Here is a 4,546-nt window from a genome sequence, read left to right on the forward strand (position 1 = left end):
GCAGCCGAAGCCACAGGAAAACTAAATCAAAAAATGATCTTGGTTGAAAATAAAATTAAGTCACTGCTGCCAAGTGATATTAAGACCGCTTTAACACAAAAAATTAATCAAATTAAAACTGATAAGAATAAACAAAATTACAATGAACTAGCAGCACTATATAAACAAGCGTTAGATAGAGCTAAAGTTGATGCAAAATTAAGTCAATTAAGAGAAAAAATAAAGAAAGTAAAAGATCTTTTACCTTCAAATGATGATAAAAAAGCTCATCTTGAAACTCTATTTAATAACAATAGTTCAATGAGCACATTAGATAATGTTATGAACAAGGTTGATAGCATATTAGAGCGTGAACACACCATAGCTGTAAATCGTGCCAAAGAAGCTATTGAAAAATTACCAGCTTTAGTTCCATCATATAATAGACAAAGCAAATTAAGTGAGGTTGAATCAGAATCTATTACGACAGCACAAGCATTGGAATTGGAAAAAGAAGCAAAAGCAACGAACCAAAGTATACTTACTCAATTGGAAGATGAAATAGTTAAAATGCCAACTAACGCTCGTACTTACTTGAATAATGAAAAAAGCTTAGCAGAGCAAAACTATAATGGTAAACCGAATGCTACTGATAGAAAAACGATTGGTGACAAACTATTAGAATTGCAAACATTAGCAGCAAATACGGTGGAAAAATCTAGTGAATTTAATACCGAAATTGATAAAGCGTTTGCTGATAAAAACGGAAATACAATTAATGTAAGTAAGTATCGTGATGTTTTACAAAAAAGCTTCCGTGATAGTAGTAAAGCTGATACCATTAGTGAAATACAAGGATTAATTAATGGCTTACCAACCTTAAAACGAAATTTTGAAACCGTTAGAGATTATTTCCTAAATGACTTCAACAATGATAAAGATATACCTCAAAACGTTAAGAATATTTATAAAAACGCAATTCAAAACATCACTAAATCAAATGATAACCCAGCTTCAAATTCGTATTCTACTTTCGATGAAATCAATGGTTACTTGGTAGGTGATGCTGACTCATTGTTGAACCAAATGAAGTTCAATAAAACTAAAGTTGAAGCGCAAAGAAATATAAACAGCTTATCGAACAATGGTCAAAAAACCTTCTTACAGCCCGAATTAGATAGAGTGCACGGAACAACCCCCGAAAACATAAAATGGCTTGAAGACATAAGAGATGAAGCGAGTGGTCTAAAAACAAAATTAAAAAGTGTTAAAACTAAAATTGATATTCTTGATTCAAGAGCGACAGGTATTAAAACCGGCTTAACCAATCAATGAAATTCAACTAATAGATTAGGAAATGACATTAATGAAGATACAGCAGCAACCGCTTATGGTTTAGATAAAAAAGTCGACGCAATTAAAACTGAGTTAGACTTGACAACTGCTGAAATTGAAAAAATAAATGACGTAGGTTATAAAGCTACTTTAGGAACAGAATTAGGCGAAGTAGGTTCAACTTTAGCAAACACTGATAAAACAATCGCTGACTTACAAGCAATTAAAACTAAAGCTGAAAATTGACAAATTGCCTATAGCTCGGCCACAGCAGCTGTAAACGAGTTGAAAGATGATTCGCCACAAAAAAACAATTTAAAACAGAGATTGAATAATAATGGTAAAACACTAAACGATCTAAAATGAATTCTGAAAGAAGCGAAAATCGATAAAGTTCTTGAACCCACAACGGACATTACAGATTTCAACCCTGAAAAAAGAAAGTTAATAAACCAATTAAACGACCTAAAAGCCGATCCTAATTTAGATGTTCCTGAAGACGATTTAAGAAGAATTCAAGAAACAGTAGATAGCATTTACGATGTTACATACTTTATACCAACAACCTATAGTCCATTCAATGAAAATATGACAAGAATATTTAATTGAAAAAAAAGAGATGTTATTGGTTATCTAAAAATTGATAAACTTGAAGGTGACTATTCAAAAGATAAATGATTATATATTGTTGCTAAAAATGAACAAAGTGTAAGAGTTATTTCTGAGCCAATTCGTTTTGATAAAAAAGAATTAAGTTTTACATTCCTAAGAAACAGATTTGTTAAAGACGGCTTGTATTCATTAGAAAAAGTTGTAGTTGCCGATAGCAGTAGAGAAAGTGCTCAAACAATTTTAAGTTCTAATAAGTTGATTAATACAAAATATGCTAACCAAAGTAATTTCAAAGTGCAAAATAACGGAGATATTAAAGCCGAAAATGTAACCCTTCTATTTAGAAATATCCCAGGCAAACGATCAGGAGACCATCCTAATCCAATCGAATTAATCGAAGCAGCTTCAAACAATGAGTTTATTCTATCTGGTTTCAAAACTGAAGGTGTTACCATAAAAGATGGTAGTGTTTCGATCCGTCTAAAAGGTTTAGCTCAAATTGACAAAAATTGATCTTATGTTAGAACAAAACAAGCTATTAAAGAAGAAGAGGAAAAACATCCTTTCAAAGAATTGGATTATGATGCAATTCAACCAAAACCGCTACAACACGATTTAACAATTAATTTTGTAAATATAGAACAAGACGCTAGTGGTAATATTAAATTTAAATTTAATTCTGGAGATCTTAAAGCATTCTATATCTATAACATTGAATCCATAAGCTTTAGAGGATATCCTGATGATGAACCCGCTAAGGAACGAACTTATGTATGGCAACAAGAACATAACGAAAATTCTGAAATTACATTCGTAAATGATAGATATATATCAAATACAAAACCAGCAGATTCATATCTATTTAGTAATTACAATTCATTTATGCTAAATGAATTAAAACCAGATATGATTTATAACAATATAAATTCTACTTTCCCTGAATTTGGTTATACATATGATCATTATGGCTCTGGTGGATATAACATGAATGCGTATGCTGTTGGTCTGAACTATAGCAGAAATTGACACACCGCTGTGTTTTCACACTTGTTTGAATACTTAAATAATGGTGTTCCACAAACAGGAAAAATATTTGACTCATCAACAGGAAGTGAAAAAATAGACCTAAGAGAAAAATGAATTGATTTTATTTCAAATCTAACTGCAACAAAATGAGCAGAACACAAAGTAAACGATTATTGGTGATATAAATCGCCTACCGACACATGATCAGGTTCAGGTAAATCAGCATCATCTATACATCTGGGTTACACTGGTAAAATCTATCTTGAATTATTTAAGTTTACCGACGAAAATAATTCTAGAAATGTATTACTTGCTCCAGTTCTAGGTGGTAGAGATCTAGAAGCTAACATTTATAAATTATTAGCACTTTATACCAATGACATAGAGCAAGTTAAAGAACAATTAAGACAAAATCCAAATGACTTAACTAAAAAAAGAAAACTGCGTGAATTAGAAAAAGAAAAAGAACTTCTATTATCAATGCTTAATAGAACTGGTGAGTATATGGCAAAAGGGGCAGGAACAGGTGTTCCTGTAATGTGACTAAAAGAATACAATATCAACAAGGGTGGTGGTGATTATACTGTTAGTCTGTACACAGAGCTTATTTATAAAAGCATTTACCGCGCGATGAAAAACTTAATCAATATTGGTGACTTTAAGTGAGTCGATATCGATTATAACAATGAGAACATAAGATAAAATTATTTCTATATAAACGCAATCAGACAAAAGTCGAAGAATATTCTTCGACTTTTCTTTTTATAGATTTATCAATTTCTTAACACTAAATAAATCGCAATATTAATATTGAATTTATCTGAGTTAAGCAACAAAAAACTTTTTTAAAAATAAGAAAGGTTTTTGTTTCTTACATGATGGATAACATTTCTACGAGATATTTGTTCGTAAAAAAAAGAATTATAATGTATAAAAGTTATTTTAGTTAAAAATAATATAAATAGCATTACTTTTTTTAATTAGAAGGAGGAAAAATGAAGAAAAAGATTTTAACAACTCTTGCCACAGGAGCGGTTGCTACAACCACTACCGTCGGTTTAATTGCGATCCTAGAAGCAAGATTGGAAAAAGATATATATCCACAAATTAAAGAGGAAGCTTTACTTAAAAAAGTTGGTGAAGTTACTGTTGATGACATAGTCTTTTACTACAAAGATAAAAAAATTGACCCACAAGATTACGGGGTTACCATTTTGTCATACGGTTATAACGATGTTAATGCAGTTGCTGTAGCTGGTATTAAATATAACTTTACAGGTAAAATTAAAAGAAGAGATATCAGTTTAGACTTTGAAACTACTGGTTTTAGAACAGCGAAAGACGATTTGAACGATCCTAATGTTGTAGGATTAGGTGATAAGGATTTAACAGCGGCACACTTCAGTGAAAAAATAAACGAACTAAATCAAGAAGCGGGACAAGATCAAAGCAAATTGCTAAAATTAGCAAAAATGTTAATTGGCAATATGTTAAATCAAGATCAGTACGACTATCATTTTAGTGATATCACTTATGATGAAAACGAAAATGTAACATTCCGTGTAAGAGCGACTTACAAATTAGAGCCAAAAGA

General features: G+C 30.9%; 2 protein-coding genes. Both read left to right on the forward strand.

All coding sequences use genetic code 4. From position 1 onward, the window contains the following. The coding region (locus N1F73_RS03465; RefSeq protein ID WP_260360123.1) for a hypothetical protein at positions 1–3,654 on the forward strand (3,654 nt) is incomplete at its 5' end. Positions 3,655–3,947: 293 nt separating this feature from the next. Then, the coding region (locus N1F73_RS03470) for a hypothetical protein (protein ID WP_260360124.1) at positions 3,948–4,546 on the forward strand (599 nt) is incomplete at its 3' end.

Source organism: Mycoplasma sp. HS2188, from assembly GCF_025209835.1.
In the GTDB taxonomy this organism is placed as follows: Bacteria; Bacillota_I; Bacilli_A; order Mycoplasmatales; family Metamycoplasmataceae; genus Mycoplasmopsis.